We start from the raw sequence: 16,076 nt of genomic DNA on the forward strand, positions 1-16,076 counted from the left end.
GGCGCGGATGATGCGGGTGCTGATGAGCACCGACGCGGTCGGCGGCGTCTGGCAGTATTCGCTGGAACTGGCCTCGGCGCTGGACGCCGAGGTCGTGCTGGCTGTCCTCGGCCCTATGGCGGATACGCACCAGCGCGCGGCAGCCGAGGTCGCGGTCGTGCGGCTGGTGGACACCGGCCTGCCGCTCGACTGGCTCAGCGACGGCCCCGCGCCGGTGCTGGCGGCGGGCAAGGACATCGCGCGGCTCGCCTGCGAGATGGGCGCGGATGTGGTGCACCTGAACGCGCCCGCACTGGCCGCGGCGCGTTTCGCCCAGCCGGTCGTTGCGGTGAACCACGGCTGCCTCGGCACTTGGTGGGACGCTGCGCGCGGCGGTCCCGTGGACCCGGGCCTAACCTGGCTGCCGGAACTGGTGGGCCAAGGCCTGCGCGCGGCGGATCGGGTGGTCGCCCCGACTCGCGCCTATGCCGAGGCGACCGCCTGCCGCTATGGCCTGACCGTGACGCCGACGGCCGTCCACAACGGCCGCACGCAACTGGCTCTGCCGACGATACCGCAGGGCGATTTCAGCGGCGCAGGGTCCTTGCCGGTGATGCCGAAGGCTGGACCCGGTCGTGAAACGTCCATGCCGACGGGGGGCAAAACCGGTTTGCACGGCCGCACCCCCCTGCGCTCCTTGTCCGGCGCTCGGCCTGCCCATGGCGCGCCGTGCCTGCCCCTCGGCGCCCCCCATCCTTTCCACGGCGCGCTGACGATCGGGCGGCTGTGGGACGAGGTGAAGGATACGGCCACCCTCGACGCCGCCGCCGCGCTGCTGGACGCGCCCTTCATCGCCATCGGCGCCACCCGTGCGCCGCATGGCGCGACGGTGACGCCCGCGCATCTGCAAGCCACCGGTCCCCTGCCCGCCGACCAGATCGCCCATTGGCTTTCCCGCCGCCCGGTCTTTGTCAGCGCCGCCCGGTTCGAGCCCTTCGGCCTTGCCGTGCTGGAAGCCGCGCAGGCGGGCTGCCCGCTGGTGCTGTCCAACATCCCGACGTTTCGCGAACTCTGGGACGGTGCCGCCACCTTCGTCAGCCCCGGCGACGCCGCAGGCTTCACCAAGGCCATCGCCGCGCTGCTGTCCGATCCCGCGCGCCATGCGGCGCTTGGTCAGGCCGCCCGGCAGCGTGCCGCCCGCTACACCCCCGCCGCGATGGCCGCAGAGATGTCCGGCATCTACCGCGACCTCCTTTCGGCCAAGGACAAAGCCGCATGAAGATCGTCTATTTCACCCATTCGCTGCAAAGCTGCTGGAACCACGGCAACGCCCATTTCCTGCGCGGAGTGCTGCGGGACCTGGCTGCGCTTGGCCACCATGTCCACGCGCTGGAGCCGGAGGGCGCCTGGAGCCTCGACAACCTTTTGCGCGACCACGGGCAGGAGGGGCTGGAGCCCTTCCGCCGGAACTATCCCGAACTGACGGTCGAGACCTACGATCCCGCCGCCGATCCGGTGGAACTGGCGGGCAACGCCGATCTGGTGATCGTCCATGAATGGAACAATCCCTCGCTGGCGGCAACGCTCGGCAAGGCCCGCAAGGGCGGCGCCCGGTTCAGGCTGCTGTTCCACGACACCCATCACCGCGCGGTCAGCGACCCGGATGCGATCCGCGCCTTCGACCTGTCCGGCTTCGACGGCGTGCTGGCCTTTGGGGAAACGTTGTCCGAAGTCTATCGCCGCTGGGGTTGGGGCGACCGCGTCTGGACATGGCACGAGGCCGCCGACACAAGGCTGTTCCACCCGCCGGCTGAGGAAACCGGACGAGAGGGCCTTGTCTGGATCGGCAACTGGGGCGATGGCGAGCGGACCGAGGAACTGGAAAGCTTCCTGTTCCGCCCCGCGCGGGACGCAAACCTTCCGCTCGACATTTACGGCGTCCGCTATCCGGCCGAAGCCTTGGCGACGCTGGACCGCTACGGCGTCCGCTATCACGGCTGGGCACCGAATGCCGCAGCGCCGGGGATCTTCTCGCGCCACATGGCGACAGTCCACGTGCCGCGCCGCTTCTACACCACGATGCTGCCCGGCATCCCCACCATCCGCGTCTTCGAGGCGCTGGCCTGCGGCATCCCCCTTGTCTCGGCCCCGTGGCAGGACAGCGAAAACCTGTTCCATCCCGGCCGAGACTTCCTGTTCGCCCAAGACGGCGCGGAAATGACCGCCCATCTGCGCGATCTCTCGAACGACCCTGCCCTGCGCGCTTCGCTTGTGGCGCATGGACTGGATACCATCCGCGCCCGCCACACCTGCGCCCATCGCGCGCGGGAACTCCTCTCCATCGCCGCGACGCTCGGCCTCAACCACGGAGCCTCTGCGGCATGAAGATCGCATTCTACGGATCGAGCCTGCTGTCCTCTTACTGGAACGGCGCGGCCACCTATTACCGCGGCATCCTCGGGGAACTCGCCAAGCGCGGCTACAAGATCACCTTCTACGAGCCCGACGCCTTCGACCGGCAGAAGCACCGCGACATCGACCCGCCGGACTGGTGCCGCTCGGTCGTCTATCCGGCGACCGAGGACGCCATGCGCGGCGTGCTGGCCGAGGCAGGGGACGCTGACATCGTGGTCAAGGCCAACGGCGTCGGCGTCTTCGACCGCGAGCTGCTGGAGGGCGTGATCGCCCAGGCCCGCCCCGGCGCCCTGAAAATCTTCTGGGACGTGGACGCCGCCGCCACACTGGACGAGATGCGCGCCGCCGACAGCCATCCCGTTCGTCGGGCGCTGCCCGGCCTCGACATGGTGCTGACCTATGGCGGCGGCCCGCCGGTGGTGCAGGCCTATCGCGGCTTCGGCGCGAAGCTCTGTGAGCCGGTCTATAACGCGCTCGACCCCGCCACGCACCACCCTGCGCCCGCCGATCTGCGCTTCGCCTCGGACCTCGCCTTTCTCGGCAACCGCCTGCCGGATCGAGAGGCGCGGGTGGAAGAGTTCCTCCTCAAGCCCGCCGCGATGCTGCCCGAACGCAGCTTTCTTATCGGAGGAAACGGCTGGGAAACCAAAGAGATGCCCGGCAACGTCCGCCATCTGGGCCACGTCTATACGACCGAGCACAACGCCTTCAACTGCACGCCTCTGGCCGTCCTGAACGTCGCCCGCGACAGCATGGCGAACGTGGGCTTTTCCCCCGCCACCCGCGTCTTCGAGGCGGCGGGCGCGGCCGCCTGCCTCATCACCGACGCCTGGGAAGGGATCGAGCTGTTCCTGACCCCGAATTCCGAGGTGCTGGTTGCCCGCGACGCGCAGGACGTGGCCGACCATCTCGCCACCCTCACGCCCGAGCGCGCGAAGGACATCGGCCAGGCCGCGCTGGCGCGGGTCAAGGCCGAACACAGCTATGCCCTGCGCGGCGCTCAGGTGGACGCGCTGTTCAAGGCCCATGCGCGGCAACCCGAGGAGGCGCGGGCATGAAGCTGGTCGTCCTTGGCCTGTCGCTGTCGTCCTCTTGGGGGAACGGCCATGCGACCACCTTCCGGGCGCTGCTCAAGTCCTTCGCCCGCCGAGGGCACGAGGTGCTGTTCCTTGAGCGCGATGTGCCCTGGTATGCCAGCCAGCGCGATCTGACCGACCCCGACTGGTGCCGGCTGGAGTTCTACGCGCACCTTGCCGGGCTCGACCGCTGGCGGGACGAGATCGCGGCGGCGGATGCCGTCATCGTCGGCTCCTACGTCCCCGAGGGTGTCGAGGTCTCGCGCCACGTCCAGTCGCGGGCACGCGGCACGACGGCTTTCTACGACATCGACACGCCGGTCACGCTGGCGAAGCTGGAACGGGGCGACCACGAGTATCTCTCGCCCGAGGTCATCCCCGGCTTCGACGTCTATCTTTCCTTTACCGGCGGCCCGACCCTGCGGCATATCGAACGGCATTACCGCGCGTCCATGGCGCGGGCGCTCTATTGCTCGGTGGACCTGGATCTCTACGGCCTGCGCGAGGTGCCCAAGCGCTGGGATCTCTCCTACCTCGGCACCTACAGCGACGATCGCCAGCCCACACTGGAGCGGCTGCTGCTGGACCCCGCCCGCCACCGGCCTGACCTGCGCTTTGTCGTGGCAGGGCCGCAGTATCCCGCGACCATCGAATGGCCGGAAAACGTCGAGCGGATCGAGCATTGCCCGCCCGCCGACCATGCCGCCTTCTATTCGGCCAGCCGCTTCACCCTGAACGTGACGCGGGCCGACATGATCCGCGCGGGCTGGTCGCCCTCGGTCCGGCTGTTCGAGGCGGGCGCCTGCGCCACGCCCATCATCTCGGACAAGTGGGACGGGATCGAGACGCTGTTCCGTCCGGGGTCCGAGATCGTGCTGGCCGACGGCGCTGCCTGCGTGCTGACCGCGCTGGACGGCGACGCCGGGGCCATGGGCCGGGCGGCGCGAGCGCGGATCGAGGATGCGCATTCGTCCGACCACCGGGCGGCGGAACTGGAAGCGCATCTGGCCGAGGCGGCGGCTCACAAGGCCGCAGCCCGGCACGTCGAAACAGCGGAGGGATGAGACCATGAGGAAGACCGACCTGAACAGTCCGCGATCGACCGTGCGGCCGCTGGCGCTGAACGTCGTCGCGGGCGGGGCGGGCTTCATCGGATCGCATCTCTGCCGTGCGCTGCTGGACCGGGGGGAATCGGTGCTGTGCCTCGACAACCTGCAGACATCGCGGCCCTCGAACCTGCGCGCGCTGGAAGGGCAGCCCGGCTTCCGCTTCATCCGCCACGACATCGGCCAGCCCATGCCGGCCGAGGTGCTGCGGATGGCCCCGCGCATCAGCCGCGTCTGGAATCTCGCCTGCGCGGCCTCGCCGCCGCTGTATCAGCGCGACCCGGAGCATACGATGCTGACCAACGTGGTCGGCACCAACAACCTGCTGCACTTTGCCGAAGCGGCAAAGGCGCGGTTCCTTCTGACCTCGACCAGCGAGGTTTATGGCGACCCCGAGATCCATCCGCAGGCCGAGGACTACCGCGGCCATGTCAGTTGCACCGGCCCCCGCGCCTGCTACGACGAGGGCAAGCGCGCCGCCGAGGCGCTGACCTTCGATTACGGCCGCGCGGGCCGGGTGCAGGTGCGCGTCGCGCGGATCTTCAACACCTACGGGCCGAACATGGACCCGGACGACGGGCGCGTGGTGTCGAACCTGATCTGCCAGGCGCTGCGCGGGAACGAACTGACGATCTACGGCGACGGCAGCCAGACCCGCAGCTTCTGCTATGTCTCGGACATGGTCGCGGGCCTGATCACCCTGATGGACGCCGAGGTCGACGGGATGGAGCCGGTGAACCTCGGCAACCCTCACGAGATGACGGTGAACGAACTGCTGCGCCATGTGCTGGAACTGACCGGCACCAGCGCGCCGGTGGCCTATCGCCCGCTGCCGGTGGACGACCCGCGCCGCCGCCGCCCCGACATCAGCCGGGCGGGCGCGCTGCTGGGCTGGGCGCCGCGGGTGCCGCTGACCGAAGGATTGGAGGCGACCTGCGCCTGGTTCGCCGAGGAGCTCGTGGCCGAGCCGGCGGCCGAGGTCGCTGGCTGAGCGCGATGGACGATCCCTGGACGCAAGCGATGCGGCGCGGCGACTTTCCCGCCGCATGGGGAATGGCCGCGAAGGCTCTGGCCGCCCGCGATCCGGTCACGCGCGACGACCCGAGCCTGCCCTATCACCTGCGCTGGGTCTGGGACGGGCGGCCCTTCGACGGGCGAAGGGTGCTGGTGCGCTGCTATCACGGGCTTGGCGACACGCTGATGTTCTCGCGCTTCCTGCCGCTGCTGGCACGCCGCGCCGCGCGTGTGACGGTCGAGATGCAGCCGCATCTGCTGCCCTTGTTCCGAGGTTTCCCCGGCATCGACCTGAGGCCCTTTGATGTCGCCCGCCCCCTGCCTCCGCAGGAGTGCGACATCGAGATCATGGAACTGCCGCTCGCCCTGCGGGCCTCGCCTATCGATGCGCCCATCCCGCAGATGGGGATCACGCCGGCGGCCTTGCCCTCCGGCACGGTGGCGCTGTGCTGGGGCGCGGGGGACTGGGACAGGGAACGCTCGGTCCCGCAGGCGATGTTCGCGCCGCTGTGCGATGGCCCGGCGCTGTCGCTGATGCCGGGGCCGTCGGGGCTGCCGGTACTGAATCCGGACGGATGCCCGCTGGACATGGTGCTGACCGCGCAGCTTGTCGCGGGTTCGGCGCTGGTGATCACAGTGGACACGATGATCGCGCATCTGGCGGGGATGCTGGGGTGGCCGGTCTGGCTGCTCGTTAAGCACGACCCCGACTGGCGCTGGCCGACCGAGGGCACCCGCACGCCCTGGTATCCGACGATGCGCGTCTTCCGCCAGCCCGCGCCGGGTGACTGGGAAGCCGTGATGGCGGACGTGACACGGGCGCTGCGCCACGAGCCCGTGCTTGCGACAGGGGCGATGACATGACCGACTTCCGTGCAGCCCCCCTCGCGCCCGTGTCCTGGGGCGAGCTTCTGGACAAGATCACCATTCTCGAAATCAAAGCCAAGCGGATTGCCGATCAGGCCGCCCGCGCCAATGTCGGGCGCGAGCTTGCGCTGCTGGAACAAGTCGCCGCGCCGGTGATGGCGCAGCCCGGCCTTTCGCCGCTGCTGGACGACCTGCGCCGGGTCAACGCTGCCCTCTGGCGGATCGAGGACGACATCCGCGCTAAGGAGGCCGCCGCCGATTTCGGCGCGGCTTCATTGAACTCGCGCGCCTGGTCTATCTGACGAACGACGAACGCTCGGCCATCAAGCGGCGGATCAATGCCCTGCTGCGCTCGGAACTGGTCGAGGAAAAATACCACGCCGCCGCCGACATGGGGTAAGCTGCCCGCCATGCAGATCACCCTTGCCACGCCCGACGACATCGAAACACTGTTCGACATCCGCACCAGCATCGAGCAGAATCACCAGTCGCGCGAGGAACTCAGCCGTCTGGGGGTGACGCCCGACAGCCTTGCCGGGATGCTGCGCACCCGCAGCCGGGCCTGGCTGGCTCATGTGGAGGGCAACGCCGTGGGCTTCTCGATGGCGGATTCAGCGCGGGCGACCGTCTTCGCGCTGTTCGTGCGCCCGGGCCATGAACGACGCGGCATCGGCCGCCGGCTGATGGCCGAGGCGGAAACTTGGCTGTTCCGGCAGGGCTGGGATCAGATCTGGCTTGCGACCGGCAGCGACGAAAGCCTGCGGGCCTGGGGCTTCTATCGCCACCTCGGATGGGTGCCGGCGGGCGTGCTGGACGACAGGCAGGTGCGCTTCGTCAAGCGTCGGGTCACGCCCGGCTCCAGTTGAAGCAGCCGGCGGGGACGCCCGAGCCGCTGACCAGCATCGCGCCCTTGCCGTAGAAGCTCCAGCGCCGGTCGCGCGGGACATCGACCAGCACCACCGACATTTCCGGGTCAGCCCAGACCACCCGCGCACCTGCATCGTCAAGGATGGCCGCGGCCTGCGCCGCATCGACCGAGGGGCGGAAGACGATCGCCGTCAGCGGCATGTCCGGCGGCACCCGCAGCGACCATGCGCCCGCGCCCAGGGTCAGCAGTGCCAGCCCCGTCACCACCGCCCGCGCGGGCGCCGCTCCGCCGCCGCCGCGCAGCATCCGCCATCCGATCACCAGCGGAACCAGCCCGAAGACGACCAGCCACAGCAGATCCCAGGCCAGCGGGTTGGGGCTGTTGTCCCTGATCCGGTGGATGCCGAGGAACCAGTGCGACAGGAAAGTGTCGATGACGTGCCAGAGCCCGAAGCCCATCAGCAGCGCGCCCAGGATCACGCCGCGCGACACGGGCGCATCCCGCCGCTGCGCCCGCCACAAGGCCCCAAGTCCCACCGCCGCGATCACATACATCAGTGCGTGGAAGATGCCGTCCCACATCACCTGCATGCGGATGTCGGTGATGCCGGGCACGAGGCTGAGAAGATGGTGCCACTGCAGGATCTGGTGCAGCAGGATGCCGTCGAAGAACCCGCCCAGCGCAAAGCCCAGGGTCGCCCCCGCCCATATCCACCGCCTGTCGGTCATGGCAGCGTCCTCCCTGCTTTTGCAGGAACATGAAGCGGGCCCGGAAGTTCCGGCCGGTCAGGATGCCTTCTTCGCGGCTTCCTCCTCTGGCGCCTCGATGGAATGGTCGCCGAGGACATCCTCGACATAGATCATCCGCACGAGGATGATCGTCACCAGCAGCAGCGGCGTCGCCAGCAGCACGCCCATGAAACCGAAAAGGACGCCGAAGGCCACGACGGCAAGGATGGTCAGGACCGGCGGCAGGGCGCTGGCCCTCTTCTGGATGACGGGCATCAGGACGTTGCCCTCGACCTGCTGGATGACGAGGAACAGCAGCGCCGTGTAGGCCGCCTCGGTCGGCCCCTGCGCCAGGGCCAGCAGCACGGCGGGCGCGGCGCCCAGCCAAGGGCCGACATAGGGGATGAAGTCCATCAGACCGGCGATCAGACCCAGCCCCATCGCCAACGGCACCCCGATCAACCACAGGCCGAGGCCGGACAGCACCGCGACCGTCGCCATGGCCACGCCCTGCCCGATCAGCCAGCGCCAGAGGCCCTGCCCCAGCGCGTCCATGATCTCGGCCGCCCGCTCGCGCTTGTCCAGCGGGATCAGGTGCAGCACGCCGCGCCGGTAAAGCTGCGGGTCCGAGGCAAGGAAGATCGCCACCGTCACCACGATCACCATGTTCGCCAGCACCCCGACCACGGTGGACACGGTCCCGCTGATGGTGCCGAGAATGTTCCAGTTCGGCCTTTCATCCGCCGTCGGCACCCGTTCCAGCAGGAACTGGCCCCAGGAGTATTGCTGCAGCAGCGCCTCGGCCTGACCCAACGCGGCGGGCAGGCTGCGGATGACCTGGTCGACCTGCCCGAAAAGCTGGGGCCCCAGGAAGACGATGCCCAGCACCAGCAGCGCCGCGATCCCCAGCGCCACGACAAGCACCCCGGCCGAGGTCGAGACTGGCGTGTGGCGCGACAGCACCAGCGCCAGATGCCGCAGCAGCACTGCCAGCAGGATGCCGGCAAAGGCCAGCAGCAGAACGAAGGACAACTGCCAGGCCGCCAGCACCAGCAGGATGAGCAGCAGGGTGACGAATACGGCGGCGGGGACGGCTCGGGGCATGAGGCACCTGTTGCGGAAGGCTGAAGGCAACGGCCATGGCCGCGTGAACCTTGTCGCCCAACGTCAGCAGCACCCCTTGGGTTCGCTGCCTCCCACCCCGGGGCGGGGTTTTCAGCCCTGCGCCAGCAGCTTGCGGGCAAGTGCGAGATCGTGGGCCAGTTCAGCCTTTGCCTCGGCGGCGCGGGAGGTGTCTGGAATGCGGAGGATATAGGACGGATGCCAACTGAGCAGCACCGGGCCATCGGCGGTTTCCTCGACCGTGCCCCGCCGCCTGGTAAGAGCAGAGTTGCGGCCGGTCAGCGCCAGCGCGGCAGTCGCGCCGAGGCCGAGGGTGAGTTGCGGCTTGACGAAATCGCGTTCGAGTTCGAGCCACCATTTGCAAGCCGCGACCTCGCCCTTGTCGGGAGACTGGTGGATGCGACGCTTGCCGCGCGGGGTGAACTTGAAGTGCTTGACGGCGTTCGTCATCCAGGCCGCGCCCCGGTCCAGACCGGATTGCTGCATCACCTCGTCCAGCACCTTGCCCGCCGGGCCGACGAAGGGGCGGCCCTGCAGATCCTCTTGGTCGCCGGGCTGCTCGCCCACGACCATCAGAGGGGCATCCGCTGGCCCCTCACCGAAAACAGCTTGCGTGGCGTGGCGGCAAAGGTTGCAGCGGGTGCAATGCTGGACAGCTTGGCGGGCTTGGGCCAGCGTTTCGATCACCTCGGGGGCCTTCGGCATGGCGGCGCGGTAACGTTCGGTAATGGTGGCCGCGCGCGCGGGCGCTTGGGTCGCGGCAGCGGCCTGCATGGCGCGGACGCGGGATTCGGCCCCTTCCAGCATGGCCGGGATCTGCGCCGTTTCCGGCATGTTCTTCCAGTATTTCAGCGGCATATGCTGACGCATGGAGCCCAGCTTGATCCGCGCCGGGTTGAAGATGTTGGTGAAATAGGTGGCCCAGAGCGACTCCGCCGCGTCTTCCGGCAGGTCGGGGCGCGGGGCGCCGGGGGCGAAGGTGATCTCGCCATCCTCGAAGATCACGCTGAGGTCGGGGGTGTGGATCGCCCAGTCCATGTCGGCGAAGCGGCGGGCGAAGAAGCCGGCGTTGGCTTCCACGACCCGGTGTTCTGGCTCGAACCAGGCGGCGAAGCGACGGCGATCCGTGTCTGAGGGGATCTCGCGGAAGCGGACAAAGGCACGCATCTTGTGGATGTCGCGGCGGACGGACTTGCGCAGCGCTTCAAGCCGGCGGACCAGCGGATCGGCCTCGTCCGCCAGCAGATGCGGCTGGTCCTGAAGGCGCATGAGCGCCTGATACAGCAGGCCCGGCGCGGCGGGGTCGCGGTGCAGGATCGCCCGGTCGGCAAGGTCGAGAAAGGCGCGCGGCACCCTCAGCGCGCGCCCCTCGCCCACAGGCAGCGGCTGGGCGTCGAACAGGCTCTGAGGGGCCTCGCCCACGGCCCATTCCACCTGCGCGGGCGGCACGGCATGGGCGGCCAACTGGCGCGCGGCCTCGCGCCAAGCGTCCATCGTCCCGGTCTCGGGCAGGACGACGCGGTGCATCAAAATAGGCTCAATTGCTGCGGCGGGGGCGCGAAGCGGGCGCGGAGATTGTCCTTGTCGATCAGCCCGCCGGGGGACCAGCCGGGCAAGGAAATGAACGGCTTGGCCTTGGTCATCAATGCGCCGATGCGGACGAGGTCGTCCCATTGCAGCGTCCGATGACGGCGGGCGGAGATAATGCGCTCGACGGTCTTTGTCCCGAAGCCGGGAACGCGCAGAAGCTGCTCCTTCGTGGCGCGGTTCACGACCACGGGAAAGTCCTCGCGATGCGCCAAGGCCCAGCCCAGCTTGGGATCGACGTTCAGGTCCAGCATCCCGTCCGGGGTGGCCGAGGCGATCTCCTCGGCCTCGAAGCCGTAGAAGCGCATCAGCCAGTCGGCCTGATACAGCCGGTGTTCCCGGATCAGGGGCGGCTTCACCAGCGGCAGCAGGACCGAGGAATCGGGGATCGGGGAAAACGCCGAGTAATAGACCCGCTTCAGCCCGTAGCCCGCGTAAAGCCGGGCCGAGGTGTTCAGGATCGTCGCGTCATTGGCCCCGTCCGCGCCAACGATCATCTGCGTGGACTGGCCTGCGGGGGCAAAGCGCGCGGGGCGCTTGCCCGTGTGGCTTGTCTCGCGACTCGCCTCTCGCCCGCTGCGGACGCGGGCCATGGCGGTGCGGATCGTCTCGGGCCGCTTTTCGGGGGCCAGCGTGCGGATCGAGTCGTCCTGCGGCAGTTCGATGTTGATGGACAGGCGGTCGGCGTAAAGGCCGGCCTCGTCGATCAGTTCGGGCGAGGCGTCGGGGATGGTCTTGAGGTGGATATAGCCTTTGAAGCCGTGATCCTCGCGCAGCGTCCTAGCGATCCGCACCATGTCGGCCATTGTCTGGTCCGGGCTGCGGATGATGCCCGAGGACAGGAACAGCCCCTCGATGTAGTTGCGGCGATAGAACTCCAGCGTCAGCGTCACGACCTCCTTGACCGAGAAGCGGGCGCGCTCGACGTTGCTGCTGACGCGGTTCACGCAATAGGCGCAGTCGAAGATGCAGAAGTTCGTCATCAGGATCTTCAGCAGGCTGATGCAGCGTCCGTCCGGGGTATAGGCGTGGCAGATGCCCGAGCCTTCGGTGGACCCCAGCCCCCCCTTGCGCGCATCGCGCCGTTCCGTCCCGCTGGAGGCGCAGGAGGCATCGTATTTCGCCGCGTCCGACAGGATCGCCAGCTTCCGGGTCAGTTCTGGCGTCACGGAAGTTCCCCTGATGTTCCCCTTGTATCTAGGGAAACGCGCGGCGCTTTCAACGGGTTTCAGACGTCAGATCGCGGTCCAGTTCTGTTCCACCACCGCCTCCATCGCCACATAGCTTGAGGTCGAGGTGATGTAGGGCAGCGTGGAAATCCGCTCGGCCATGACCTGCCGGAAATGCGCCATGTCGCGGGACCGGATCTTGAGTTGGTAGTCGTAGCCGCCCGCGATCATGTAGCATTCCTCGACCTCGGGGATCTGGCGGACGGCGGCGTTGAACGCCTCCAGCGCCTTCTGACGGGTGTCGGACATGGACACCTCGACATAGGTCACATGGGTCAGCCCCAGCTTCAGCGGCGACAGGATCGCGCGATAGCCGGTGATGATGCCGGATTCCTCCAGCCGTTTCAGCCGCTGCGCCACGGGGGTCTTGGACAGGCCCACCGCGCGGGCCAGTTCCGTCAGCGGGATGCGCGCATCCGTCACGAGGATTTCGAGGATGCGCCGGTCGATGGGGTCAAGCTGGTTCATCCTGAAAATGGCCTTCCTTGCAGCCGTTCCGGCTGGTTCTTTGCCCATCTTTGGTCACATCGTCCAGACTTCTGCGGCTATCCTGTGCCATCCTTGAACCCGAGAGCCCGCCATGACCCCTGCCGCCTTTCCCTCCCTCGGCCTTGATGCCAAGTTCGCCGACGAGTCGGCCGTGCTGGACCGGCTGGTGTCAGAGGCCGCGATCGGCGCGCCCACGCGCCAGCGCATCACCGACCGCGCCATGGCCCTTGTCAGCCGCATCCGCAGCGAGGCAAAGCCCACGCTGATGGAGCATTTCCTGGCCGAATACGGCCTCTCCACCCGCGAAGGTGTGGCGCTGATGTGCCTGGCCGAGGCCATGCTGCGCGTCCCCGACGCCCCCACCATCGACGCGCTGATCGAGGACAAGATCGCGCCCTCGGAATGGAACCGGCACCTCGGGACGGCGGCCTCCTCGCTGGTCAACGCCTCGACCTGGGCGCTGATGCTGACGGGCAAGGTCCTGACCGAGCCGCGCCCCGGCATTGCGGGCACCCTGCGGGGCGCTGTCCGGCGCCTGGGCGAGCCGGTGATCCGCACCGCCGTCGCCCGCGCCATGAAAGAGATGGGCCGCCAGTTCGTGCTGGGCGAAACCATCGAGGGCGCGCTGGAACGCGGACGAAAGCGCGAGGCGCAGGGCTACACCTATTCCTTCGACATGCTGGGCGAGGCTGCGCGGACCGAAGCCGACGCTGCCCGCTATGCCCGCGACTACCAGCACGCGATCGCCGCGATCGGCCGGGCGGCCAAGGCGGATTCGATCGTGAAGAACCCCGGCATCTCGATCAAGCTGTCGGCGCTGCATCCGCGCTACGAGGTCGCGCAGACCGGGCGTGTGATGGCCGAACTGGTGCCCGTGGTGAGCCAACTCGCCCGGCAGGCGCGCGAGGCGGGGATCGCCCTGCACGTGGACGCCGAAGAGCAGGACCGGCTGGTCCTGTCGCTGCAGGTGATCGACGCGGTGCTGTCGGACACGGCGCTGGCCGGCTGGGACGGCTTCGGCGTTGTCGTGCAGGCCTATGGCAAGCGCGCGGGCGCGACCATCGACGCGCTCTACGAGATGGCGCAGCGCTATGACCGCCGCATGAACATCCGGCTGGTCAAGGGCGCCTATTGGGACGCCGAGATGAAGCTGGCACAGGTCGGAGGCATGCCCGGCTTCCCGCTGTTCACCACCAAACCCGCGACCGACGTGGCCTATATCTGTCTGGCACAGAAGCTGTTCGGCATGGGCGACTGGCTGTTCCCGCAGTTCGCCACCCACAACGCCCATACCGCCGCCGCCGTGCTGGAACTTGCCCAGGGACGCCCCTACGAGTTCCAGCGCCTGCATGGTATGGGAGAGCGGCTGCACGACATCCTGCTGGCCGAGACCAAGGGCAACTGCCGCATCTATGCCCCGGTCGGCGCGCACCGCGACCTGCTGGCCTATCTGGTCCGGCGGCTGCTGGAGAACGGCGCGAACTCCTCCTTCGTCCACCAGATCGTGGATGAAGGCGTGACGCCCGAATCCATCGTCCGCGACCCCTTCGAGGCGCTGGCCGAGGCCCGCGCGCCCAAGGGCCTGAATACGCCCGAGGCGCTGTTCGCGCCGCAGCGCCGGAACTCGCGCGGCTTTGACCTGTCGGACGAGGGCGTGCTGGAGCGGATCGAGGCCGCCCGGCAAGCGCCCCTGCCCGCCGCCGGGCCGCTGACCGTGGCCGAGCCTTCGGGAACGACCCGTCCCGCCATCAACCCCGCGACCGGAGAAATCATCGGCGAGGTCACGGAGGCGGACGAGGCCACCGTCGCCCGTGCGCTGGACGACGCGCGTGTCTGGGACGCCCCGGCCGCGGAACGCGCCGCCATCCTGCGCCGCGCCGCCGATCTTTATGAGGAAAACTTCGGCCCCATCTTCGCCACGCTGGCGCGCGAGGCGGGCAAGACCCTGCCCGACGCGGTGGGCGAGTTGCGCGAGGCCGTGGACTTCCTGCTGTATTACGCGGCCGAGGGCGAGGCCAAGACTCGCAGCCCGCGCGGCATCTTCGCGGCGATCAGCCCGTGGAACTTCCCGCTGGCGATCTTCACCGGGCAGATTGCCGCCGCGCTGATGGCCGGGAACGCCGTGCTGGCGAAGCCCGCCGAGCAGGCCCCGCTGATCGCCGCCATGGCCGTGCGGCTGCTGCATCAGGCAGGCGTGCCCCGCCATGCCCTGCAACTGCTGCCAGGGGACGGGGCGACGGTGGGCGCGACCATTACGGCGGACCCGCGCGTCAAGGGCGTGGTCTTCACCGGCTCGACTGACACTGCCCGGGTCATCGCGCGGACGATGGCGCAGCATCTGGACCCCGGCACACCGCTGATCGCGGAAACGGGAGGTCTGAACGCCATGGTTGCGGATTCGACCGCCCTGCCCGAACAGGCGGTGCGCGACATCGTGGCTTCGGCCTTCCAGTCGGCGGGGCAGCGCTGCTCGGCGCTCCGCTGCCTCTACCTGCAGGAGGACAGCGCCCCCCATGTGATCGAGATGATCAAGGGCGCGATGGACCAGCTGACGGTGGGCGACCCGTGGCATGTCTCGACCGACGTGGGTCCGGTGATCGACCGCGACGCGCAGGCCGACATCGCCGGCTACATCCAGGCCAACGGCAACGCGGTCCTGCACCGCGGCGCGCAGCCGGACGGCGGCACCTTCGTCGCGCCGACGCTGATCCGCGTGGGGGGCATCAACGACCTGGAACGCGAGGTCTTCGGCCCCGTGCTGCACGTCGCCACCTTCCCGGCCGACAAGCTGGACGAGGTCGTCCGGGATGTGAATGCCCGCGGCTTCGGCCTGACCTTCGGGCTGCACAGTCGCATCGACACCCGCGTGCAGGAGATCAGCGAGGCGGTCCGCGCGGGCAACATCTACGTCAACCGCAACCAGATCGGCGCGGTCGTGGGCTCGCAGCCCTTCGGCGGCGAGGGCCTGTCGGGCACCGGCCCCAAGGCGGGCGGTCCCTTCTACCTGCCGCGCTTCTATGCCCCCGAAGGGGCGGACCTGGCCGAAGGCGCCTTTGAGGGCGCACAGGACATGGCCGCGCTGGACCGTGCGCTGGGCTCGACCGAGGAGCGCCGCATCGACGAGCGCCTGATGCCGGGGCCGACAGGCGAGATGAACCGCCTGAGCCTCTACACACGCCCGCCGCTGCTGTGCCTCGGCCCCGGCCCCGGCGCGGCCCGCGCCCAGCGCGCGGCGGTCGAGGCGCTGGGCGGCTCGGCCGTCGAGGCCACGGGCCGGGTCGAGCCCGCCGTGCTGGCGCATCTGCAGGGCTTCTCGGGCGCGCTGTGGTGGGGAGAGGCCGAGATGGCCGAAGCCTACGCGCAGGCGCTGGCGGGCCGGAAGGGCCCGATCCTGCCGCTGATCACGGCTATGCCCGACCGCGCCCATGTCGCGCATGAACGGCATCTCTGCGTGGATACCACGGCGGCTGGCGGCAACGCGGCGCTGCTGGCGGGGTGAACTTCAAGGCGGCGTTCGTGCAGCGGACGCCGTCTTTACGCCGAGGCCTGAGCCTTGTGACGGAACAATAACACAGGACAATTTACACCGGCTGCCT

The 16,076-nt window shown here is 69.0% G+C and carries 14 protein-coding genes; 9 read left to right on the forward strand and 5 right to left on the reverse strand.

Features of this window, described 5'->3' with window-relative positions; translation table 11 throughout:
• The first annotated feature begins 22 nt into the window (after positions 1 to 22).
• The 8 genes from H5395_RS00190 (at position 23) to H5395_RS00225 (ending at position 7,323) form a co-directional block, all read left to right on the forward strand.
• Entirely contained in the window at positions 23 to 1,258 is a 1,236-nt protein-coding gene (locus tag H5395_RS00190; RefSeq protein WP_220494729.1) for a glycosyltransferase, read from the forward strand.
• On the forward strand, positions 1,255 to 2,364 hold the full coding sequence (locus tag H5395_RS00195) for a glycosyltransferase (RefSeq protein ID WP_182790515.1): 1,110 nt from the start codon (positions 1,255 to 1,257) through the stop codon (positions 2,362 to 2,364). Before H5395_RS00190 ends, H5395_RS00195 begins: the two co-directional genes overlap by 4 nt.
• Positions 2,361 to 3,452 (forward strand): glycosyltransferase, encoded by a 1,092-nt coding sequence (locus H5395_RS00200; RefSeq protein WP_182790516.1) that lies wholly within the window; start codon positions 2,361 to 2,363, stop codon positions 3,450 to 3,452. Before H5395_RS00195 ends, H5395_RS00200 begins: the two co-directional genes overlap by 4 nt.
• Positions 3,449 to 4,534, forward strand: a complete 1,086-nt coding sequence (locus H5395_RS00205; protein ID WP_182790517.1) for a glycosyltransferase — start codon at positions 3,449 to 3,451, stop codon at positions 4,532 to 4,534. The genes H5395_RS00200 and H5395_RS00205 overlap by 4 nt, the downstream gene beginning before the upstream one ends.
• A 4-nt stretch (positions 4,535 to 4,538) precedes the next feature.
• Positions 4,539 to 5,567: a UDP-glucuronic acid decarboxylase family protein gene (locus H5395_RS00210; RefSeq protein WP_182790518.1), complete on the forward strand. Its 1,029-nt coding sequence runs from the start codon at positions 4,539 to 4,541 to the stop codon at positions 5,565 to 5,567.
• A 5-nt stretch (positions 5,568 to 5,572) separates the two neighbouring features.
• Complete coding sequence (locus tag H5395_RS00215; RefSeq protein ID WP_220494730.1) at positions 5,573 to 6,454, forward strand: hypothetical protein; 882 nt, start codon at positions 5,573 to 5,575, stop codon at positions 6,452 to 6,454.
• Entirely contained in the window at positions 6,451 to 6,759 is a 309-nt protein-coding gene (locus H5395_RS00220; RefSeq protein ID WP_255440426.1) for a hypothetical protein, read from the forward strand. The genes H5395_RS00215 and H5395_RS00220 overlap by 4 nt, the downstream gene beginning before the upstream one ends.
• A gap of 108 nt (positions 6,760 to 6,867) precedes the next feature.
• Positions 6,868 to 7,323, forward strand: a complete 456-nt coding sequence (locus H5395_RS00225; RefSeq protein ID WP_182790519.1) for a GNAT family N-acetyltransferase — start codon at positions 6,868 to 6,870, stop codon at positions 7,321 to 7,323.
• Here H5395_RS00225 and H5395_RS00230 read toward each other — a convergent pair.
• The 5 genes from H5395_RS00230 to H5395_RS00250 all read right to left on the reverse strand — a co-directional run bounded on the left by H5395_RS00230 (position 7,304) and on the right by H5395_RS00250 (position 12,459).
• Positions 7,304 to 8,053, reverse strand: a complete 750-nt coding sequence (locus H5395_RS00230) for a DUF2243 domain-containing protein (RefSeq protein ID WP_182790520.1) — start codon at positions 8,051 to 8,053, stop codon at positions 7,304 to 7,306. The genes H5395_RS00225 and H5395_RS00230 overlap by 20 nt on opposite strands.
• A gap of 57 nt (positions 8,054 to 8,110) precedes the next feature.
• A complete protein-coding gene (locus tag H5395_RS00235) occupies positions 8,111 to 9,157 on the reverse strand; it encodes an AI-2E family transporter (protein ID WP_182790521.1) in 1,047 nt (348 codons plus the stop codon).
• Between the two features lie 111 nt (positions 9,158 to 9,268).
• Positions 9,269 to 10,702 (reverse strand): UdgX family uracil-DNA binding protein, encoded by a 1,434-nt coding sequence (locus H5395_RS00240; RefSeq protein WP_182790522.1) that lies wholly within the window; start codon positions 10,700 to 10,702, stop codon positions 9,269 to 9,271.
• Positions 10,702 to 11,931 (reverse strand): putative DNA modification/repair radical SAM protein, encoded by a 1,230-nt coding sequence (locus H5395_RS00245; protein WP_182790523.1) that lies wholly within the window; start codon positions 11,929 to 11,931, stop codon positions 10,702 to 10,704. Before H5395_RS00245 ends, H5395_RS00240 begins: the two co-directional genes overlap by 1 nt.
• A 66-nt stretch (positions 11,932 to 11,997) precedes the next feature.
• Entirely contained in the window at positions 11,998 to 12,459 is a 462-nt protein-coding gene (locus H5395_RS00250) for an Lrp/AsnC family transcriptional regulator (RefSeq protein WP_182790524.1), read from the reverse strand.
• 112 nt (positions 12,460 to 12,571) lie between these two features.
• Here H5395_RS00250 and putA point away from each other — a divergent pair, with 112 nt between their 5' ends.
• The gene (putA, locus tag H5395_RS00255; protein ID WP_182790525.1) at positions 12,572 to 15,979 is read left to right on the forward strand and encodes a bifunctional proline dehydrogenase/L-glutamate gamma-semialdehyde dehydrogenase PutA; all 3,408 of its coding nucleotides are present in this window, start codon (positions 12,572 to 12,574) and stop codon (positions 15,977 to 15,979) included.
• Positions 15,980 to 16,076: the final 97 nt, after the last annotated feature.

Source organism: Paracoccus sp. MC1854 (assembly GCF_014164635.1).
In the GTDB taxonomy this organism is placed as follows: Bacteria; Pseudomonadota; Alphaproteobacteria; order Rhodobacterales; family Rhodobacteraceae; genus Paracoccus.

What these genes read in the sequence shown, in the direction of transcription:
- H5395_RS00235 (WP_182790521.1), bottom strand. Translation starts at nt 9,157, where the DNA reads ATGCCCCGAGCCGTCCCCGCCGCCGTATTCGTCACCCTGCTGCTCATC.
- H5395_RS00190 (WP_220494729.1), top strand. Translation starts at nt 23, where the DNA reads ATGAGCACCGACGCGGTCGGCGGCGTCTGGCAGTATTCGCTGGAACTG.
- H5395_RS00200 (WP_182790516.1), top strand. Translation starts at nt 2,361, where the DNA reads ATGAAGATCGCATTCTACGGATCGAGCCTGCTGTCCTCTTACTGGAAC.
- H5395_RS00205 (WP_182790517.1), top strand. Translation starts at nt 3,449, where the DNA reads ATGAAGCTGGTCGTCCTTGGCCTGTCGCTGTCGTCCTCTTGGGGGAAC.
- putA (WP_182790525.1), top strand. Translation starts at nt 12,572, where the DNA reads ATGACCCCTGCCGCCTTTCCCTCCCTCGGCCTTGATGCCAAGTTCGCC.
- H5395_RS00210 (WP_182790518.1), top strand. Translation starts at nt 4,539, where the DNA reads ATGAGGAAGACCGACCTGAACAGTCCGCGATCGACCGTGCGGCCGCTG.
- H5395_RS00230 (WP_182790520.1), bottom strand. Translation starts at nt 8,053, where the DNA reads ATGACCGACAGGCGGTGGATATGGGCGGGGGCGACCCTGGGCTTTGCG.
- H5395_RS00240 (WP_182790522.1), bottom strand. Translation starts at nt 10,702, where the DNA reads ATGCACCGCGTCGTCCTGCCCGAGACCGGGACGATGGACGCTTGGCGC.
- H5395_RS00195 (WP_182790515.1), top strand. Translation starts at nt 1,255, where the DNA reads ATGAAGATCGTCTATTTCACCCATTCGCTGCAAAGCTGCTGGAACCAC.
- H5395_RS00215 (WP_220494730.1), top strand. Translation starts at nt 5,573, where the DNA reads ATGGACGATCCCTGGACGCAAGCGATGCGGCGCGGCGACTTTCCCGCC.
- H5395_RS00220 (WP_255440426.1), top strand. Translation starts at nt 6,451, where the DNA reads ATGACCGACTTCCGTGCAGCCCCCCTCGCGCCCGTGTCCTGGGGCGAG.
- H5395_RS00250 (WP_182790524.1), bottom strand. Translation starts at nt 12,459, where the DNA reads ATGAACCAGCTTGACCCCATCGACCGGCGCATCCTCGAAATCCTCGTG.
- H5395_RS00225 (WP_182790519.1), top strand. Translation starts at nt 6,868, where the DNA reads ATGCAGATCACCCTTGCCACGCCCGACGACATCGAAACACTGTTCGAC.